General features: G+C 43.6%; 16 protein-coding genes and 1 pseudogene. 8 read left to right on the top strand and 9 right to left on the bottom strand.

Going from position 1 to position 19,472, the window contains the following annotated elements:
• Nucleotides 1–4: 4 nt before the first annotated feature.
• Complete coding sequence (ispE, locus tag K0T93_RS03525; protein WP_225721306.1) at nucleotides 5–901, bottom strand: 4-(cytidine 5'-diphospho)-2-C-methyl-D-erythritol kinase; 897 nt, start codon at nucleotides 899–901, stop codon at nucleotides 5–7.
• 35 nt (nucleotides 902–936) lie between these two features.
• Nucleotides 937–1,524, bottom strand: a complete 588-nt coding sequence (locus K0T93_RS03520; RefSeq protein ID WP_225721305.1) for an outer membrane lipoprotein LolB — start codon at nucleotides 1,522–1,524, stop codon at nucleotides 937–939.
• A gap of 1,454 nt (nucleotides 1,525–2,978) precedes the next feature.
• Here K0T93_RS03520 and mutY point away from each other — a divergent pair.
• A complete protein-coding gene (gene mutY, locus K0T93_RS03515) occupies nucleotides 2,979–4,106 on the top strand; it encodes an A/G-specific adenine glycosylase (protein WP_225721804.1) in 1,128 nt (375 codons plus the stop codon).
• 2,596 nt (nucleotides 4,107–6,702) lie between these two features.
• Here mutY and lptB read toward each other — a convergent pair.
• From lptB to K0T93_RS03480, 7 genes are all read right to left on the bottom strand, one after another.
• Nucleotides 6,703–7,482 carry an LPS export ABC transporter ATP-binding protein gene (gene lptB, locus K0T93_RS03510; RefSeq protein WP_225721304.1) on the bottom strand — a complete coding sequence of 260 codons (780 nt, stop codon included), beginning with the start codon at nucleotides 7,480–7,482 and terminating at the stop codon, nucleotides 6,703–6,705.
• Between the two features lie 50 nt (nucleotides 7,483–7,532).
• On the bottom strand, nucleotides 7,533–8,186 hold the full coding sequence (lptA, locus tag K0T93_RS03505) for a lipopolysaccharide transport periplasmic protein LptA (RefSeq protein ID WP_225721303.1): 654 nt from the start codon (nucleotides 8,184–8,186) through the stop codon (nucleotides 7,533–7,535).
• Complete coding sequence (gene lptC / locus K0T93_RS03500; protein WP_225721302.1) at nucleotides 8,170–8,820, bottom strand: LPS export ABC transporter periplasmic protein LptC; 651 nt, start codon at nucleotides 8,818–8,820, stop codon at nucleotides 8,170–8,172. Before lptC ends, lptA begins: the two co-directional genes overlap by 17 nt.
• A 249-nt stretch (nucleotides 8,821–9,069) precedes the next feature.
• Nucleotides 9,070–10,053 carry a KpsF/GutQ family sugar-phosphate isomerase gene (locus tag K0T93_RS03495; protein ID WP_225721301.1) on the bottom strand — a complete coding sequence of 328 codons (984 nt, stop codon included), beginning with the start codon at nucleotides 10,051–10,053 and terminating at the stop codon, nucleotides 9,070–9,072.
• Between the two features lie 57 nt (nucleotides 10,054–10,110).
• The gene (locus tag K0T93_RS03490) at nucleotides 10,111–11,223 is read right to left on the bottom strand and encodes an AI-2E family transporter (protein ID WP_225721300.1); all 1,113 of its coding nucleotides are present in this window, start codon (nucleotides 11,221–11,223) and stop codon (nucleotides 10,111–10,113) included.
• Nucleotides 11,224–12,245: 1,022 nt separating this feature from the next.
• Entirely contained in the window at nucleotides 12,246–12,551 is a 306-nt protein-coding gene (locus tag K0T93_RS03485; RefSeq protein WP_225721299.1) for a hypothetical protein, read from the bottom strand.
• Between the two features lie 324 nt (nucleotides 12,552–12,875).
• Entirely contained in the window at nucleotides 12,876–13,034 is a 159-nt protein-coding gene (locus K0T93_RS03480) for a hypothetical protein (protein WP_239025398.1), read from the bottom strand.
• 1,598 nt (nucleotides 13,035–14,632) lie between these two features.
• On the opposite strand from K0T93_RS03480, the gene K0T93_RS04545 reads away from it, so the two are divergent.
• The 7 genes and pseudogenes from K0T93_RS04545 to K0T93_RS04540 all read left to right on the top strand — a co-directional run.
• Nucleotides 14,633–14,845, top strand: a complete 213-nt coding sequence (locus tag K0T93_RS04545) for a hypothetical protein (RefSeq protein WP_445082787.1) — start codon at nucleotides 14,633–14,635, stop codon at nucleotides 14,843–14,845.
• Between the two features lie 397 nt (nucleotides 14,846–15,242).
• Nucleotides 15,243–15,746, top strand: coding sequence for a single-stranded DNA-binding protein (ssb, locus tag K0T93_RS03470; protein ID WP_225721298.1), 504 nt, complete (start codon nucleotides 15,243–15,245; stop codon nucleotides 15,744–15,746).
• Between the two features lie 1,490 nt (nucleotides 15,747–17,236).
• A complete protein-coding gene (locus K0T93_RS03465; protein WP_225721297.1) occupies nucleotides 17,237–17,416 on the top strand; it encodes a hypothetical protein in 180 nt (59 codons plus the stop codon).
• A gap of 302 nt (nucleotides 17,417–17,718) precedes the next feature.
• Nucleotides 17,719–17,886, top strand: coding sequence for a hypothetical protein (locus tag K0T93_RS03460; RefSeq protein WP_225721296.1), 168 nt, complete (start codon nucleotides 17,719–17,721; stop codon nucleotides 17,884–17,886).
• Between the two features lie 406 nt (nucleotides 17,887–18,292).
• The gene (locus tag K0T93_RS03455) at nucleotides 18,293–18,613 is read left to right on the top strand and encodes a hypothetical protein (protein ID WP_225721295.1); all 321 of its coding nucleotides are present in this window, start codon (nucleotides 18,293–18,295) and stop codon (nucleotides 18,611–18,613) included.
• Complete coding sequence (locus K0T93_RS04320) at nucleotides 18,614–18,748, top strand: hypothetical protein (RefSeq protein WP_255601738.1); 135 nt, start codon at nucleotides 18,614–18,616, stop codon at nucleotides 18,746–18,748.
• Nucleotides 18,715–19,172 (top strand): annotated as a pseudogene (locus K0T93_RS04540) (ubiquinone biosynthesis regulatory protein kinase UbiB); the annotation flags it as partial. The gene K0T93_RS04320 and the pseudogene K0T93_RS04540, both read left to right, overlap by 34 nt.
• Nucleotides 19,173–19,472: the final 300 nt, after the last annotated feature.

Genomic DNA, 19,472 nt, shown 5'->3' with positions numbered 1-19,472 from the left:
TCGACTATGAAGTATAATCATACAACGGATGGCAGTCCAGACTTGATACTATTATACTCTCCCAGCTAGTAGGAAGCTTTGCTTGTATTATCTTAGCCCCGCTAGAAAATGCTGTAAACACGCTGGAACCTGATCCAGTCATACGTGCTGGCCTGATTGTTGAAAACCAATCTAATACTTGCGCTACTTCTACGTATTTTTTAGAGACAACAGACTGCATATCGTTTTGGCCAAAATTATCTGGCCAACTTCCTTTGTGTGCTTGACTTGCATGAGCAGTGTTTTGTTGCGCAAGAAAGTCTATAATTTTTATGCGTTTGGTGTTTCTTGTCAACGCTTCGGAGCGGAAAATTTCAGCGGTTAGCACATGCACCGACGGTTTAACTACTAAGAACGTGCGTTTCGGCAGCTGCACTGATTGTAGTTTTTCACCTATTCCTTGTGCAAATGCATTTCGCCCAAATATAAAGAATGGAACATCTGCACCGAGTTTTAGTGCTAGAGCTTGTAGTGTCGTGCGCGGTAAGTACAGTCGCCACAGCTGGTTTAACGCAAGCAGCGTAGTTGCCGCATCCGAACTACCTCCGCCAATTCCCGCTCCTATCGGCAAGTACTTATCAATGTCGATCTCTACACCATAATGGCAACCGCTATGCTGTTGCAATAGCTTTGCTGCTCGAATACTAAGGTCAGTCTGCTCAGGGATTCCGTTCAGTGGTCGAAGATGGTGAACTTTCCCATCATTGCGGCGCCGGAAATGCAGCACGTCGCTCCAGTCCAGCAACTGGAATACGGTCTGCAATTCATGGTACCCATCGCCTCGCTGGCCAGTTATATGTAAGAAAAGATTAAGTTTCGCTGGAGCTGCACAGTTTCGCAGTGTCTCTTCAGTTTCAGTCATAGGAGTCTACGCTACATCGATCTACATTCAATTTATTAGTCGAGTACTAGCTTAATTGATAATCGTAATGCTTTCTGCGTCAGATGTATAATTTTGATACGGTTTTCCGGCGCGTCGGTGTAGGCTAAATATTTAATATTCCAACCGTCCTGATCAATACGCCTTAGGTGGTTGGCGCTGTCAGTTGACGTTAATGCATGCGAATCTGGCGACGCTAATGGCCGTAACCAATATCGAAGATCTTTAACTGGCAGTAAAAAGCCTAGCGTACTTCGCATTAGCTCCGATATGCTTGGCGCTATCTGTGGCCTCTCATTAGGCAACTCGAGAGAAGCTAGTTCTGATCCAGCTACAACAATAGCTAATACTTCATTGAACGGGTCTAGCAATTTCAGAGTAATAGTCTGATCGTTTTCATACCAATTAAAATTTCCATAGGCAGTGCGCGAGTTCCTACTCTGATCCTGGTATCTGACCGTGAAGCGTCCATGATACGTATACACAGTTTGCCTCGATTTCGCATCGCCTGTATCGGAAACTGTCTGAGCAGATTGTTGTAGGGTTGCGCATGAGGCTAGCAGCGCAATGAGACTGAGACTGAGCGTAACGCACGAGTAGCGCATGACAATCAACTACCCCAAGCCGCTATTAGTAAGTAGCGATACATAATGTACATTGTATAGACAAAATAATAAGCAATCGATGGCATACACTAGTCAGTAGTAGAGTACTATTTTCACAGGTTGTCGATGGGGTATCGCTGTAGTTTTTTTAGGTAACACCAATATTCACTTAATCTTCGTGATTGCTGCTATGCTGCCTGTGGCTTGCTCTAATCGCCGCTCTCTCGGTGCTTTGTATAAACGCGACCTGATCTCCAAATTTAGTTGAAAGTTATATGCGCGACACATTCAGTTCAACGCGTTAACCTTATCCACCTTAATCCAGATAGTGCTTTTCACTACGAAATTAGTGTCCTACGGCAATGATAATGCTTCCATGATCTATTATTACCCAGTTTTTGCTTGAGGATGCGCGAGCTTACTATAAGCCACCGGACTCTTCGGTTGCAGCAGAACCTGCATTCTAGTTACATTTTGGCCCTAACGTAATTTATACGATGCTAGATAGAGATATGTTTAACCTGGATTTAGTTCTATCCAGGCTTTTCCGTTGCGAGGTGCTATTGTGTAAGCTTTACCTCGAGTTTAATAATTTTCTCTAATCAAGCTTAATTAGTGAGAGCTGATTAATGAATTCTGACTTACATACGAATCCGAAGTGCAGTCTGCACTATACGTTATCAGAATTTTTGATGGGTAGCTTAATTCGGGGAAGACCTAGCAAATTTCTGATTTAAGTAGATAGAAAGTTTATATTTTAGCGCTTTCAGAACAATAAATAGTTAGGAATTACTTTGTATAGCTTGACTCGAGTATGTACTGTTTCAAATAGGTGTTGCATTGCACAGCAATAGAGATTTACGAGAGTAAAGCAATTTCTGCGACCTTGTCTATGCCTAGCAGGCTAACGTTTTTTAGCTTCGATTTCTGTAGAGTGATTAGAAGTCAATAGTCAACTTAATCTCGAACTTAAGCATAATCTCCAAAGTAGAAGGATGCGGAGGATATTCACTACTCACACTCGAGGATAAACAGCTTAATTACGCATTAATTTAAAGACTGGTTGATATCCAGCCCGCCGTGATTTCTTCGTAACTTGCTAGCAATTCCTACCCGCGCTTATTGAGTAGTAAGCTTAAGTATCAGGTACTGGTCAGGCTTAGGGTTAAGCTTTTTCAAGTGCGGCGCTGTCTAGATTACGGTATTGATAAAGAAAATGCTTATGACAACAATGAGATCATATCCTCATGGATACAACATCTATTAGATAGCCTGTTTACGCCTTCGTTTAAAGGGAAGGGCAGCGAGATAGAGGAAACAGTGAGAGAGAAGTTATTCTAAATTCATCTATTTTGTTTATATCCAACCTCTTATCTTATCCCTCATTTACATGGGCTTGCATATCGCGGGCAAAGTAGAACTATTGCTATTATTATAGAGTCTACTAGTACTAAATAAATATATTTAAGGGGACTAATATAGAACCATCTAACTTTGCACCGCATCTAATTGCATGGCAGCTTGCACATGGGCGGCATAACCTGCCGTGGCAACGCAGTCGAGATCCGTATCAAGTATGGTTATCCGAGATAATGTTGCAGCAAACGCAGGTCTCGACAGTGATTCCGTATTATGCTAGGTTCCTTACCCGGTTTCCGAATGTTCACGTATTAGCGGCTGCCTCATCTGATGACGTGATGACACTATGGAGTGGACTAGGCTACTACGCACGCGCGAGAAACTTACACCACTGCGCTCAGATAATTGTTCAGCCACAGTATGGCGGTTTGTTTCCGAAGACTGTTGAGCAACTTGCATTACTACCGGGAATCGGGCGATCAACGGCAGCGGCGATTGCTGCATTCTCATTTGGCATATACTCGCCTATTTTGGACGGCAATGTCAAACGAGTACTTGCACGGATTTTTGGGATTAATGGCTTTCCAGGAGATAAGCGCGTGGAGACTGAAATGTGGGCGCTGGCCGAATCATTGCTGCCCACAGTTCATAAAGTATCCAGGAGAGTATTCAATGAGGTAGAGAAATTCCATAATACACCGATTGAGCCTATCGTTTCGTATACTCAAGGGCTTATGGATCTAGGGGCAATACTATGTCTACGTATTCGCCCAGTTTGCGCTCGCTGCCCGTTCGAACACGTGTGCATAGCTAATTTAACGAACCGGCAGCACGAGTTACCGGTTTCTAGGCCAAGGAAGTCCATACCAATACGTCGTATAATGCTGCTAGTATTGCGCAGTGCTGATCAGGTTCTACTCGAAAAACGACCACCGTCTGGTATCTGGGGCGGGCTCTGGAGTTTGCCCGAGGCATATGACGTGAATAGGCTTGCTGCCCGTGCCGAGCAACTTGGAGGCGCGCCAGTCGTGCTATCGCCGCTTGCTTCGTTAGCGCACGCGTTTACACATTTTCTCTTAGAGATTGAAGTGCAGTCTGCAAAACTATCCAATAAACCACCCGCTATTGCTAACGCCGATACAGCATGGGTACGACTTGACGCTATTAGCAACTATGGCTTGCCGGCGCCGGTTCGAAAGCTTCTTAATAGAATTCTATCATAATCTACCATGGTAGTTTGTTCCGCAGCATGTGGTACGACCTTAATTTTGAACGTCTGACTAAGCCGGGTTCAAGCCAAAGAGATACCCAGATTAGATTGTTAAGCAAGCGTGCACAGTTTGATGAATATCGTGAACTAAGTTATTTATTATAGGGGAGCGATGATTTGTAGTCTAGGAAAGAGTACTGAAGTCGAAGGCAGTTGTCAAATAATAATTATACGTACAGCGAGTTATTGCAGTCTGTTTATCGGGTTTAGTCTGTTAAATTTAGCCTGATAAGACAACCGGAAGTGACGCATAACTCGCTTGGTACTAAATGATCTGAAATGCTCCGATTCAGGTGAGTAGGAGAGATACCTTCTAATCATATAGAAAAGTCGGGTATTATATGTGTCGGACTACTACAACACCACACGAAATCGAATCAGGAGAAATGCTTGGTTACATTTCTCGTTTTGTTACTAAACCGTTCGATAAAATTTTCTAAAAGCGATACTTCACAGCTATACAGGCCAAAAATATTGAGATGGCATAGCAGCACATCTGCCTCACGCGCGAAGCGGGCACTAAGCACCTTGGTGATATAAATGATCGATTCTATCTGACAATACACATGATTGATATGCTTAAGTAAGCGCGATTGTCATCTTGGAAATACGGCAACTACTTAGCTAGATATTCAGAAGTATTGTTCATCATCACGCCGACTAGTGGCGTAGCAGCAAGAAAGTCAACGCCGTCTAGTCGAGCCCAGTTAGTAAATAAAGCTGCTTATCCTAATAAGGATTAAGCAAATCCATATATCAAATGCTATCGGCATCTAGCGGAATACCGCATTTGAAGCTGGCTTATTGGAACATAAGCGTAAGACTAGTTTTGCTCATGCCTATAAACAGCCTAAACTAGGCACGCAGCCTATTTTCCGTTTATGTTTAGATTGCATCGGCTAACAAAGCCCTCGTGTCATTGAGCATGTTAGCTAAATATTAACGCAGATATAGGTGCTTACAGCGCGTCTCGGAAGGGTGTTGTATCAGAGATTGCCTGCTTATATTTAAGAAATGCACGCGAATGGTGTAGCTACCACTATTCATTACTAATTTTTAGTATTACATCTAGATGACGGTTTCTGATCGCACATTAATAGCAACACTGATTTGCCCTCGTTTTTTTATGCATTTCATGCTACAGTAGTGCTTTAGTCTGATTCGGGCAGCTTACTTAGAAGGTATCCGCCTAGATTCTGCCCTGTATAATTCATTGCCAACGTCTCATAAAATCGTGTAGCGCATCAGTATCGTACCATTTCAGAAATAGTATCTTTATCTAGCACGATCTGGGTTTTATCCAGCTGTAACCCAGATCGCGACCCTACTGATCGAAAAGCGAAGCATCTTAAAGTGACTCTAAAATTCAGTATCGGGGCAGCGTACTAGCTATACAATTAGCTTAAGCCTTGTTTTATTGGCATACCTCGGCTCCACAGAATATCGTTTTGATATTAAGCAGCCTAAGACTGCGTACTTCTATAGATTTTGTGGTAGCGGGGGGTAGCGGTCTTTTAAAATTCTAGACTAGGTTCGAGACTCATTAGCTTTAGCTATAGCTCGCTCTTGATAAGCCTTGAGTCGCTTATCAGCAGTACTTCTATGATAAGGATATCTAGGAACACACTATATAGTATCATATGCAGCGCATGGATGGGTAACATATATAATCGAGAGTTGTCGATTACTATAATAAAGTGCTAATTCTAGCAATGAAGATGTACCTCTTCTACAACAAGGAACGTTCGGGTGAACCTCATCGATTTGCAGCTGATGGCAATTGACCTCAATCCCGGGGAAATCCTAGATCCCGGTTAGATAGATTGGATTCTAAATAACCGGCCAGATCAGTTCTGGAAGTTACATTTTAGCGATTTCCATCGAAACACAACACAACCTCTCAGCCCTGATGACCCGTAAGATGACTTAGCTTAGTAGGGGTGGTATTTATTGAAGAGTTGGACGTATACATGTTTTTAGGGTTGTTTAATCTAGTTCTGCTTATTGTGATTACGTATATAATTAAATTTGTTGTATAAAACGTAAGAGTTTTAGAGGTCAGGGTTTACTAGGTGAGAATTAAATGTAGCGCACCAGGGTTTGTACCCTGAAGTTAGATTTGTACGTATAGGATAACTTTAATAACAACAATAGTGCTAGATAGAATTTAGAGATGTTCTTACAGGACTTCTCTAGCGAAGGCGGGAATATCAGAAATTTAGACTGCCGACCATCTTGCGACCTAAAAAACGATGCTATCAGGTAGATTTTGTTGTACAAGACAACTAAGTAAATGCCTAAAGTGGGCCTGATGCTTACCTGTAACACAATCGCCTTATAAACTAATTATTGCTTCAGAAGAATATTCTGCCAATGCCGTTTATTACGGGCAGTTTTCTATATCAGTTTAGCTTTCCGAGCAGGCGTTTTTATTTTTTACTCTTTTTACTTCTTCGAGCGAATTAGGATACGGCATTCACCCCTAGCCACCGAGATGGTGTGTTGCTAGGCTGATTCTTTTTAAAGAAGGAGTCAGGTCTAGAAATAGATTACATATGAAAATTTTCACCCAAGTAAACACGGCGTACACTTTCATTCGTAATAATCTCCTTGGGCGCGCCGGCCGCAAGCACACTACCGTCACTGATGATGTACGCGTGATTACAGATGCCGAGTGTCTCGCGCACATTATGATCTGTAATTAATACGCCAATGCCGCGCTCTTTCAAAAAGCTCACTATCTTCTGGATTTCTAGAACAGCTATAGGGTCTACGCCAGCAAAAGGTTCGTCTAACAGGATAAAAGTTGGGCGGGTGGCGAGAGCGCGTGCAATCTCGACACGACGTCGCTCGCCACCCGATAGCGAAACAGCAGAATTGTCGCGCAAGTGGCTGATTTGTAGCTCTTCAAGCAACGCGGTAGTGCGCATCGATACTTCTTGGTTAGACAGTAATTTTTTATTTTCGTCTAATTGAAACTCTAAAATAGCGCGGATGTTGTCGTTGACAGACAGTTTACGAAATACTGACGCTTCTTGAGGTAAATAAGACAATCCCAGTCGGGCACGCTTATGGATCGGTAGAAAGCTAATTGATTGGTCGTTTAGCATAATTTCACCAGCATCGATCGGCACCAGACCAACTATCATATAAAATGAGGTTGTCTTACCTGCACCGTTTGGTCCAAGTAGCCCGACTACTTCGCCACTTTTTACATTAAGCGAAACGTCCTTGACGACGGTGCGAGCGCCGTAACGTTTGCGCAAGTTTCGTACCGACAGCGTGCTTACTATAGTCTTATCAGATCCCGATGGAACTGATGTATTCATATGCGTTTATGTTTCTTGTGGAGTCTGGGTATAGGCATAAGCGCTATGTACTAGCCAGGTATATTGGCATGCTGTCTCCCCGTTTTAGGCGTAAGCATGGCGCGTACACGGCCACTTAAATTTCCTGGCCCTACGACATCCCTGCCTGATTGGGCGGTATAAAAATTCGTCTGGCAATTATAGGTTATTATACTGCCGTGTACTTCATCAAGGACTTCAGATAATCTATGTAAGCGTCGCACAGTGGCGCGCGTGGTTAGCGTCGTTAGGTTTTTATTGCTATCATAGTTGATGCGTACTGCAGTACCCTCAATATATTCATCTATATCGTCACGCTTTTTGCGGAAATATGACAGTATGTTGCCGTTACTGGTACCAGTAGCATTCTGGTTGCCTTTTGGATCTTGCCGAACATCTATTCGATCTGCGCGAATTAAAATCGAACCCTTAGTCGCGACAACATGGCCAGTGAAAACTGCTAGATGCTTTAGATCATCATATGTCATATAGTCCGCTTCGATATTAATCGTCTTATCACGATCTATATGTTCCGCGTGCGCAATTAGCGGCACTGTTGTAAGTAGTAGCAAGCTAATCAGCGCTCTTATAATCGATTTACTTACAGAGCTGGTACAGCTCATCGTGGCGAATTTCTTGGGGTATAGTGTATGCGTAAGGATCGGTTGATTAAAAATCAGATTCATGCATGTCGCGCGAGAAAAAAACCCCACTCACTAATTGAAGCGGTTTAGTAGCCGATAAGTTAGATGCGGAAATCATACCGTGTACTTTATTGAGTAGACGTATTTTCTGACTTACGTTGTCGTAGATCATGCCATAGGCTCTCATTTTTAATGGGCCCCGCTGCAGTTTAACTAACTTGTCTGTTTTAATAATATTATCATGCATAAGTACACGGAAATGTTGAGAGTTAGCTTGTATTGGAGGATCAGTCTGACTCGCTTCGCGCATAATACATGCGTCGTTATATAGATCTAAAATCAAACTATCTGCATTGATCAGCGCATACTTGCCAGTGGTGGTAACAACTGGCTGGCCTGGCGAGAACGCTCGTATTGAGAGTAGTGTCGCATGCGTTTCCGCATCGTTCTCATAATGGACCGCTGATGTAGCTGAAATTCGGTACTGCGTTATGCCACTTTCATCTAGTATCGAGATTGAGAACTGCTTAGCAAAGTAATCTGGCGCATGCGCCTTATTAGCGGATATTGCCTGTGGCGATCGCAATAGCGTATTTTGTAGAAGCCAGTACGTACCGGCGGTAAGAAATCCCATTAGTACAAGTGAAAACCAGGTATAGTTGCGTATCTCTAGCATTCTTTAATATATGATACGTGGATCTTACGTATTCGTCATTTCACGATTTTTTGCTGCGAGAGCTAATAATTACAGCCTCGCTGGCGTCCTATTCGAATGCTTTTAACTTATAGCTATCGATCAAGTTAAAACTTTTTCTTTTTTCGAAAATCACAAGATTTAGTCAGTTAACATGTCGTCCGATTACATCGAAGATTATAAGTTTGATACGAGTAATGCATTTAATCCCAGTGAAGACTGATAGTAGAATTAGATAACTTTAGCCGAGAAAAGATCGTGCATATTTAGCGCTCCGATTAGAGTGTCATCGGTAGCGGCAACTAAAATCTGGCTAATATGAAATCGCTCCATCAGTTCTACGGCCTCCACAGCTAGCCGTTCGACGCTGATTGTGCGTGGATTATGTGTCATCGTATCAGTAATTGGCAAATTACAAATATCACTTGTATTCGCTAACACACGCCGTAAATCACCATCGGTAAAAATGCCTAAAATCCGTGAATTTTCGTCCACGATTGCTGTCATACCTAGCCGTTTTTCCGTGATCTCAAACAGCGCGTCCCTTACCGTCGCAGATAGTGGCACGCTCGGTACCTGGTCGCCAGTGCGCATTATGTCGCTTACATAAGTGAGCAAACGCCGGCCTAATCTCCCACCGGGATGCGAGCGTGCAAAATCATCTCCGGAGAAGCCGCGTGCATCGAGCACTGCTATAGCTAACGCGTCACTAAGCGCGAGTTTAGCTGTAGTGCTAGCTGTTGGCGCTAGATTCAGTGGACAGGCTTCTTTATCCACATGTGCATTTAAGTGCGCGTCGGCCAACTTAGCCAGACTTGACTCTGGCTGTCCTGTTACCGCGATCAATTTTGCGCCAATCCTCTTAATTAGAGGCAAAATCGTAACTAGTTCCTCTGATTCTCCAGAATTAGACAAGCCGATAAATACGTCGTCAGCTGTAACCATGCCCAGATCACCATGACTCGCTTCGGCTGGATGTACAAAGAACGCAGGTGTACCAGTGCTCGCCAGCGTAGCTGCTAGTTTACGTGCAATATGCCCTGACTTACCAATACCGGAGACTACTACACGCCCTTTACAAGCTAGTAACATTTCCACGGCAACAACAAACTCGCAGTCTAGACGCGTACTTAAGCTGCGGATAGCATGTGCTTCGATATCAAGTACGTGCCGAGCTAGTCGCAACGCTCTATTTTCATCGATTTCTACTATCATATTTAGGGCATAGAAAACGTGTATTTAACATATATTACCTACAGAACACGAGAGCATTTAGATGAGGTTAGAGAGTACTAACTCACGTTTGATGTAGGCATAGAAGATCGGTGCGGCAATTACTCCAAACAGCCCAAACGCTGCTTCCATTACTAGCATTGCAATCAGCAGTTCCCATGCATTAGCCTCAATCTCGCTACCAACGATGCGCGCGCTTAAGAAGTATTCTAGCTTGTGGATTAGAATCAGGAACGCGAGTGAAGAAATCGCGATTCCGATCCCGGAGGCTAAAGAGATCATCACAATCACAGTATTCGAGATTAAGTTGCCAACAACCGGTAATAATCCGACTAGGAATGTGAAAATAACTAACGTCTTAGATAGAGGCAACCTCGAATGAAATAGAGGTAATACAACAAGCAGGTAAAGACCGGTAAAGATAGTATTGAGCGCTGAAACCTTAGCTTGTGCGAACACAATTCGCCGAAACGCATCAGAGAAACGCGACACTCTCGTGACTAGAGCCTCGGGTAGCGGTGCACGAGGCGCATTATGCTGTGTTCCAACGGCTACGATCGCGCCAAGAACCATACCGACTAGAACATGTACAATACCCCTCATCGCGGTCTTACCACTCTCCTGTAGCTGCGTTGCATGAGAGTACAGCAAGACAGCAATTTTCGATTCTATTTCAGAAGCATTGCTCGGTAGATATGTCAACATCCAGGCCGGAAATCGCGCACGACTCTTCTCGAAAAACCATACTGCATGCTCGAACATGCTCCGAAGGCAAGTAATATTTTTTTCGAGATGCTGAGAGATTCCCAGTGAGATACCAGTGAAGCTAGCAACTACAGCGCAGGCGACGAAGACGACTGCGAACCACCGAGAGCGCTGGCTAGATAGGTGACGCTCTAGGCTTGGTGAGATCTGAAGAACAACCTGATAGACAAGTAGCCCAGAAAGCAGCGCACCAAGCAGTTTTAGCTTAATGATCAATAGCATTGCTGCGATCATGAACAGGTGGCTAACAATATCTACTACAGCAACTTTATGTAACGGAAAGCCCAATGAATTTACATTTTTCGCTGGAAGTAGCCCTACTGAACGCTCGTGCAGTGAATTGTCTTGATCATTGCTTAAGTGCTTCGTTTCATATTCTGTTGCCATCCCCAATCCTATTTGTCTGCATACGCGTTGGCAGCTGCATAACGCGTGCGTCAGGCCTGCGTCTGCTGTGTATCAAGCCCGAGGCGCCAGGTTTTCTTCGGTAAAGCTTACCTGAGATTGTGCTACGTATTCGGATGTGCCTTGCGCAACAATCTAACCACCCCTGACGCTACCCTTTAATCCAAGGACCATAATCCAACCTACCGTCTTGATTACATCGAGACTGTGCTCGACAATAACAATCATATTTCTATAATCGCGCAAGCAGTAAATGACCTCTAGAGGAAGAGCGCTATCGTGGAAGTATAGGCCTGTCGTTAGCTTAACTAAATATATGAGCGTATGATCGGTATCGCACTTGTTTAGTTCCAGTGAAAGCTAGATTCATTAAGCTTCGCCACCAAATAATATGGTTGAGAACCAGCCCAGCTGGATGTAGTTGAGTCCCACATCGGGTAGCGTTTTGGGTTTGTGCGCAATTATTTATATCATTTGAAAAAAACTGATATGTGTGTTCAACTGTCATGTCAAGAACTTCCTTTACGTTTCTGACTTTGTAGTGAATTTCAGGCGCTTTCTGATTGTATTGATTGATATAGCATGATCGCATGGCCCGTAAATATTATGTACAGTACACCTCTACCTTGAGAGTACTGCCATTTAGTAAAGCTATTAGTTTCTAGTCTTGATATTGAACGAAAATCGTCCCGGATCATAGCTATGCTTTTTAGTCGTGGCATACTATAGAACAAGTTCTGAATTGGAGTGAACAGACCAGTGTAGGGAGTAGAGTTTGAACGAGGGGTATAGCTGATAGGAGAATAGTTAACATTTATTACCTTGTTAAGGGTACATCAACGGCATCATGCGGAATGGGTTCGACCGCTAAGCTGTATGATAAGTCTCCTTAATCAGCAAGCCCTTCCTGAGCCGGACACACCGAGTGCAATGGGTAGACCAACCGGTAGACCTAACGTTGTTCTTTAGGTTATCGCTATAGGCTTTCATGATTCTCGGACAGCTCACATTTCGTACATGACGCTGTCGTAGTACCACAATCTGCTCCACGCTATATAGTACTGTCTAATGCTCGCAGCAATACTATCCGAAATCTGTTGTAATATGCTCTGCGCAACTACTATACCACCGTGGTTCGTTAGCGCCCGGGCTATATCCACGATGTACTCGACTACTTTTATCATGATAACGTTGTACTCCCCGACGCCCACCGAGCTACCTAGATCGTGCACGCGCTTTAGTGTCTCGATTAACTGGTCATTGCTGTGTTTATGCAATCCGAGTGATAACTTATCTAGGGTATACCACACCGATTAGCTCCGAGCCTATCTATGACGCAAGGCAGATTTTCTGCGCTTCTCCACAAACAGCGTATTCATGCCACGATCTAATGATAGGCAATTAAGTCTAACATTTTTTATAAACATAAAGCATGCGATAATTTTTTAATTACTATATTAGTAATTTCGCGCTTGGTGCAATCTAGCCTAAGCGCCTAGAAATAATTTAGTGCATTACGCAGAAGTCAGCTGCCTACCTCGAAGATTACCCACGCATTGCCATCGCAGTCAATCTCCATATAGCGCCTCGCGCCATAGTCGGGCACCCCCGCATGCGGAGTACACTCAGGTATTTTAGTACTTAGCTAGTACTATCACTACCCCTGAATCGGTCTCTAGGTAGTGGCGCTCTAAGTTGCGAATCATACCTTCGAATGCATATTCTCGCGCTGCTGCACTGTCATACTGATTTATATATGTGAATTTAATCACTTGTTTGTCAGGGCTATCCAGTATGGATTTACGTACTGGATCAAGTAGACCCTCAAAAGCTGTTTCGATATCAATTTATAGAATGCTGCTAGGTTTTCTCCAATCTCTAAAAATAGAGATGATTTTTATATTTCACCGTACTAGAAGCTAATAATAGTGGGTTCGAATCACTAGCTTCGGGTCAAAAAAGTGATCTATTCTAGGCTATCGCATTTTTTACATGCACCTATCAGATTATTGAATGAGAACGAGCACAGCTTGAGTTCTTATAGTGAATACAAACAAACTGGGCATGCGAACTTAGCACTAAAGAGATGCTCTGAGTTGCTATCTATCTCTAGAAAGATCATTCGACCGGCGGCCAAGCTGCATCGTGATCTCAAACTACTCCGTAAAACGCTACTTCATTTTTGAGCACACCTTGAGCTAAGCCACGCCGATCTTGACCGTATGTTTGTCATTATTTTTAGATAGCGTGCCGACTTCATAGATTTGAGCTGCGCTTTTATGCATAGTACCAATTCCGGATTGCACGCGAAATCGGATAAAGATTTTCGCCCGTATCTAGTCGAACTGCTCAGCGTTTTCGCCCCTACGGTTAGTCACAGCCGGCAAGAAAATTATCAACCTTATGTTCTTAAGCAGTGCTAGCGCGGTGCTGACCATTTCAAATATGCTTTGTGCTTGCAAAGAGATGTAGTAACTTAGGCAGTATGGCGCATCTATAATCGCAGAAATCGTACATTTCTGTGACAGCACTAACCGTGAAGGTCAGACTATGGGATGCTTCTTTTGCTCGATCGAAATAGTTGGTGACAGACCCTCAATTAGATCAATATCAGACTTTTCCGTCAATTGTAGGAACTATCAAGCATACGTAGATAGGCTTTCGACATAGTGTCACTGGTTTTTCCGCGTATATGAAGACAAGCGACGACTTGTTAGAACCCAATAATCTAGTGACATATTTGGTTAAATCCGATTAAGGCCAACGTTTTTTAGATTATAGGTACGCGCTTTACGGATATAGTTTTTCCATTGAGCAATGGCGCCAGCTCTGCAAGCAGCCCGCCAAATCCGATACTATAATCATCCTGATTAGTCTATGCCACCTGTTGCTGCGCACAACCGCTTCACTTGCCCCAGTTTTTTCCTTATGTAGGCTCGGTTTATTTATAATTATTCCTGTATTCTCGATCTATGCCCGTACGATACCAAGGAGCGACAACGAAGTGTTTGTCAAGGTTGCGTTGAGCATCTATGGTCTTGCGCAGTCGTCGTTGTATATTTTCTACGGATAGTTATCGGATCGTATTGGGCATAAGCCAGTGATCGTTTCCGCATTGGCGATCTGACTGTATCATCGAACAAAAGAAATGATGATGATTAGCGGTAGCATTAGGAGCCCCCCCTTGGGGTAGCTATGATCGTCGCTCCATTGCAATATGTTGTCATCGGAATGAGAGGAATTTTTGCCGCATACGGGGTACTATCGGTGTTAATAATTGCGGTTGTGGGGGGGGTGGGATTATACCCAATCCCGTGTCACCGCCAGCCCCGTTAAAGCATTTTTCTTTGAGGTTTTACATCATTGAGAACTGCTAGGAATAAACTTCAGTGTGTTCGCGCTACATACGACACAAAGCGCATTGTTTGTTGTTGTGCCACAGATCCCAGTCAGTGCGGGATTGCCGGTCGCAGCGCACTGGAAGATTGATGTGCCGGTCATAGTATTAGCGTTCACATTAATGATGTCGACGATTATTGCTGCCGAGCAGCAAGGTTGTATGAAGGGAAGACTATGGTGCTTGGGAGCATCGTCGCTCTCTTGATCAGCCTTTTGCGCTATCTAAGGTCGTTCATACAATGATAGCTGTGGCTATTACATTGTTTATCTACTTTACTGGATTTAATCTCCTAGAGGTATTGCAATCGTCAATTCTGTTAAAGCTCGTACTAAGTACGAGCCAGGGCGCTGCGACGGGTGTCTATAATACAATGCAAGCTTTTAGGCTGGTGCTAGGTAGCCTAATCTAATAGGTGGTTGTCCATTCAAGCTGTATGGCGATATAGCGGTATTCTCCGCTTGTTCTATTCTAGAATTTGTATGGCTTATAATTACCTTCCCGATAAAAGTGCCACTAAAAAAGTAGCCATAGCGTAGCGTATTAATCGTGTATCCGATATCTTGTATAACAGGTTTCGAATGAAACTGGAGAAAAGTATAATATGGCATCCGTTAACAAAATAATTATCCTCGGCAATCTCGGCGCTGACCCAGAAACGCGCTATCTGTCAAGCGGAGATGCTATGACTAATATTCGTCTAGCAACAACAGAGCGGTATAAAGACAAGGCATCCGGTGAATTCAAGGAGCTAACCGAGTGGCACCGTGTAGTTTTTTTTGGCCGTTTGGCGGAGGTTGCTGCCGAATATTTAAAGAAGGGCTCATCCGTCTACGTTGAGGGACGTATCCGAACCCGAAAATGGCAGGATCAGAGTGGGCAAGATCGTTACTCGACGGAAATTATTGCGGATAATATGCAGTTGTTGGGTAGCCGGGGAGGGGATAAACTAAGTGGTGTTACTTCGAGTGGGCCTCCCCAGAGCGGGAGTGTGGCCTCTTCCTCTCGGGGAGGTAGCGCGCACCAAGGCGTGAACGTTGACAGAGGCCGGCCTGGCTCGACTGTCACCAGTGGATTTGAGGAGATGGATGATGATATTCCATTCTAAATGATTACCTTTCGTACCCCGCCTCTGTACAGAAAACCTGTAAACCCCGGGGTTAGAGGTTTACATAGCCTGCGACAAACCTGGCTTTGATGGCCCGGAAAAGATATAGGAGCTCAAAAAAGTAGCTTGTAACACGATCTATATACGATACTTATAAAAAATCGTGGGGTTGTAAAACTGAAAAAACGATCCGCTTTTCAACACTACACAAAGAGGTTCTATTCTGTACCTGAAGAATAACCTCTTTGATAATTCGAAGCCCCAAGCAATGCTAACCAATCTGCTAAATAATTGAGTCAATGAAGTTAGCATATATCAGCATGCGATCTGTGTGAGCCTGAAGACGGACTAGGATAGTTTCGATAGTCGGGCTCCCTGAGAACTATATTTGCTAATAAGTTCTTCTGCGTAACTAATGTGTCCGATGGCGTATTATATCTGTTTATATTTTCAGTAGTTTTCAACACTGAGAATATCTCCAGGGAGGCTTAGCTCAATCGAGATAACGAGCTGCTAGACGTATTAAGCAGGGTCTTCAATAATCTTTTAGAAAAACTTCGTGACGTGCAAGTTTATATAAAACGCCGCACTGGCTGGGTATATATTCCCTGTAGATCTAGCATGGTCCGATAGATTGAGAGTGGACAGTAATATCATGCGAATGTCAAAGAAAGAGGTGATATCGTGTAGAGCTACGCCTAATAGTCTTGTACAGTGGGAGGAGGATCGATCTGGATAGAATCTTATAAGGAGTTAGATGCAATAGTGTTAGCAGATGACATTTTAGATAAAGACTCGGGACAAGTTATACAGATATCACATCGCCAGAATCAAGAATAGCGAGGGTATTTAGAAATCTCACATATTGCTGTAGAGATATTAAGACTATAGAAGGGGCCGTCAAGCTAATCAGCGATCAAAAGCAGGGCTTTAGATCAATAAAAACGTGTCAAATCAAGAAGGATATCGACTATCTATCCTAAGGTATCTATGTAAGTATGATTTCGTAGGGGGGGGTGATGGGTAGCACACGTTACATAGTACTCTAGTCTAATCTAGCATCGCGGCCCGTTACGGTCGAATCGCTTGATAGTACTTAAGCTTTTCGAATCGCAATACGTAACCTACTGAGGCTTATGCATATAGTAATCTCGATCTAGTTTCTAGTATATCGCTAGATCAATATAAGACGCCAGTGCAGTTCTATGCAGAGAGCATTGATCAGGCAAACATCGAACCCGATAGAAAGGTATGCCATGGCGCAGATTCGAGAATCCTCGATATTACTGAGATGCCCGCTAACTTTAACATCGATGCATTTACGCGAGAAGCAAAGGTAGTATTCCTGCGGCCGCAAGCCGCTTGAGACGCCGGCAATCTTAGTGACATTTTCGAGTTTACGACACCTGAATGTTCGCTAAGATTAAACTAGTCTTGATGCCAGAAATAGCGTAAATCATACTGATGTAGTACAGCTGAACGCTGATTTAATGGGTATAGAAGACCGTGGTGATAATGAGTATGCTGCGTCGGTACGATTCCATAGTTTGCTACACGAAGTTCAGGATGGCGCGGCTGAGCCAGTAACTGAAATATGGAATTTAAGTCGTAATACGCGCAGCGTAAAATCTGGGTACTGGCCGGTATTCAGTAACTATCCTGACGACTAGGCATCAGGCTGTAAGGGCGATTCTGCAATAGGTATTGCAATATAACCGACGCGTAAGTATCGTTTTCGAAAATATTTCTTTCCACCCCCGATGACTATTGCTGCTAAATATTTTATTATCTTCGTCGACCGTTTGTTGATCCGTAAAGTGTGGGTGCGCCAGTGTTTACTTCCGTACACTGGAGAAACTGTACGCCTAGTGTTATTTCCGGGCTGTGCTCGAGGTTGACTGTGTGCGCCGATGGTACGCTAGATGAGCTAGCCGCTCGCTTTAACCTATTGGTCCTGCTACGGCGATATTAGTTGCGTTTTCCCTTGCACGATGCGAGTGAGATACTACAGGCCACAGTGCCTTTAACAGCTGATGTACTGATTACAGTATCAATATCAGCGATTCTTAAATACATTCGGATCTATGCTGACGCAGAATTCGAAGCGACGCTTGCGAAGCTTACAAAGTATTTGCGCTAGAATCTGGAGAATAATCTTTCATATCACCGCAGTGACGTGCCCGCTCACCATATTGCGTTGGTGGTGCGTTTATTGGTCTGCGTGTGCGGTGCTAGATCGGGCTTATCGGGTCATTAATTGAATATTTTCTGGATAAAAATCTACAACTAGTTCACCGCACACGATTTAATCGATTCAGTAGTGAACTCGCAGGTGTATGCGACACGCTTTTTAGGATAGAGCAGCATATTGCATATGTCATTACAGATACCGGAGTACAGTTATATTGTCCACGAGAGCACTCTTCTGCGCAACTGACGATAGCACTAATCCGGTCGCCCATGAGAGTCCTGCGCCTATTCAAAATATTATGAACTGTCTATCGCTTCGCCCCTTAAGAGGTCAGGCTGAGCTATATTGCTGACTAGTGTATGAAACTGCTGGTATACGTGATGACGTTCTGCCGCTCGATGCTAATTCCTCGCACGCAATGGCTTTGCCTAGTGGCATTGGAATGCCTGGAGCCGATTTTGTGAAGTTCTGGAAAGCCCTATCCACTCGACACGACTTGTTGCCGATGGATATTACAATCGACCTGTCAAGCCGCAGGAATCAGGTCCTACTATTTGATTCTGCAGTAGAAATTGCGTTGATTAAACACTCGCTAGGCCAGCTAGTTGATGTGTTATCAAAGAGTTTGAGCAAGTACCGGTGGCCACTGCTTCGATCGCATAGGTGTACTTTGTAAGTGCTAAAGAGTGGTACACACGCCGGTCAGCTTATAGCCATCAAGGTTCCACACCCAGGGATGTCTCCAATCATCGACTTGATCTCACGGATCCTATCTGAGCAGTGTATCAGCTATACTTTAGACGCGCTCTAAAGGATATTTCGCTTTGCGAAGTTCTGACACGACTGTTTTGCAACGTTGCAGCGCTTTAGCGTTGAAATTCAACCGCAATTGGTACTGCCTCAAAAGACGATGCTTAATGTCGGGGGGGCTGGGCTGTGCTCTTAATCTGGAACTTGATCTGTGGAAAACAGCTAAGCTGTATCTTGAGCACTGGATAAATGATCAGATCAGCTAGAGAGGTTAGGTGGATTGACTAAAAATAGAAACTTCTCAATAGAGAAAGATACTACCGCAAGTACCATACCTGATTCATCATATATTTTCTAAAAATTATGATGATTCGTCACATATAACTGCAGACATAATGCTTCAAATACTAGCTGAGCAGTGCAGGACTAACTATTTTATACAGGGATTATTAGTATTCGGGGTAGTATTTTCTGGTGCGTTTTAGCTCACTTTGGACTCGAGCCCCCAGGCAATATCGAGTCATGCATAAGAAGATTTCAATAGAACATGTAATATGTACTGAAGGATCTGGTCGATAAGGAGACATGCCATATTATAACTAGCGTTCCGAGTCTAAAGAGCGACTGAGTACAGCTTATGGCATTTCTTGTGAAGTTTTATTATTTAGTTTACTAGATTGACGAGCATACATTCTAAATAAGCATAGTATTGGTATAGGTCATAAGAAGACGAAATTATTCCAAGCCTTAATTACATAAAACTCTTTATAGATGACAAAGAAATA

The sequence above is a fragment of the Candidatus Vallotiella sp. (ex Adelges kitamiensis) genome (genome assembly GCF_020342435.1).
In the GTDB taxonomy this organism is placed as follows: Bacteria; Pseudomonadota; Gammaproteobacteria; order Burkholderiales; family Burkholderiaceae; genus Mycetohabitans.
This window is presented reverse-complemented; position numbering and strand designations above follow the sequence as displayed.

Excerpts from the sequence above, each read along its gene's own strand:
- ispE (WP_225721306.1), bottom strand. The coding sequence starts at position 901 with ATGACTGAAACTGAAGAGACACTGCGAAACTGTGCAGCTCCAGCGAAA.
- K0T93_RS03520 (WP_225721305.1), bottom strand. The coding sequence starts at position 1,524 with ATGCGCTACTCGTGCGTTACGCTCAGTCTCAGTCTCATTGCGCTGCTA.
- lptB (WP_225721304.1), bottom strand. The coding sequence starts at position 7,482 with ATGAATACATCAGTTCCATCGGGATCTGATAAGACTATAGTAAGCACG.
- lptA (WP_225721303.1), bottom strand. The coding sequence starts at position 8,186 with ATGAATCTGATTTTTAATCAACCGATCCTTACGCATACACTATACCCC.
- lptC (WP_225721302.1), bottom strand. The coding sequence starts at position 8,820 with ATGCTAGAGATACGCAACTATACCTGGTTTTCACTTGTACTAATGGGA.
- K0T93_RS03495 (WP_225721301.1), bottom strand. The coding sequence starts at position 10,053 with ATGATAGTAGAAATCGATGAAAATAGAGCGTTGCGACTAGCTCGGCAC.
- K0T93_RS03490 (WP_225721300.1), bottom strand. The coding sequence starts at position 11,223 with ATGGCAACAGAATATGAAACGAAGCACTTAAGCAATGATCAAGACAAT.
- ssb (WP_225721298.1), top strand. The coding sequence starts at position 15,243 with ATGGCATCCGTTAACAAAATAATTATCCTCGGCAATCTCGGCGCTGAC.
- K0T93_RS03465 (WP_225721297.1), top strand. The coding sequence starts at position 17,237 with ATGGGTATAGAAGACCGTGGTGATAATGAGTATGCTGCGTCGGTACGA.